The sequence below is a fragment of the Leifsonia sp. SIMBA_070 genome (assembly GCF_046534635.1).
GTDB lineage: Bacteria > Actinomycetota > Actinomycetes > Actinomycetales > Microbacteriaceae > Leifsonia.
In genome coordinates this window covers 1-239 of the sequence record NZ_JAWRYK010000874.1, presented here as the reverse complement: position 1 = coordinate 239, position 239 = coordinate 1, and the positions used below count along the sequence as shown (strand labels likewise).

General features: G+C 66.5%; 1 protein-coding gene. It reads right to left on the bottom strand.

Annotated features, from left to right (window positions below; translation table 11 throughout):
• On the bottom strand, nt 1–239 hold a 239-nt coding region (locus SB754_RS22720), incomplete at both ends, for a hypothetical protein (RefSeq protein ID WP_410784529.1).

Below are 239 nucleotides of genomic sequence, written 5' to 3'. Positions count from 1 at the left end.
ATCGGGCACGTCACAGACCGCATCACCGTCGATACAGATCGAGTAGACCGTCAGATCGCCGAAATCTCCGTCACGCGAACCATCGAGCATCGCGCCCGGATACGCGTTGATGAGGTTGACCTCGGCCCCGGCGCCGGCGCTCGTTCCGCGTCGCCGCGGGTCGGCATACAGCTCGCGCGACACTCCGTCGGCACTGACACCGTCCGCCTTGCCCGCCGCGATGTCGGCCAGTACGTCAC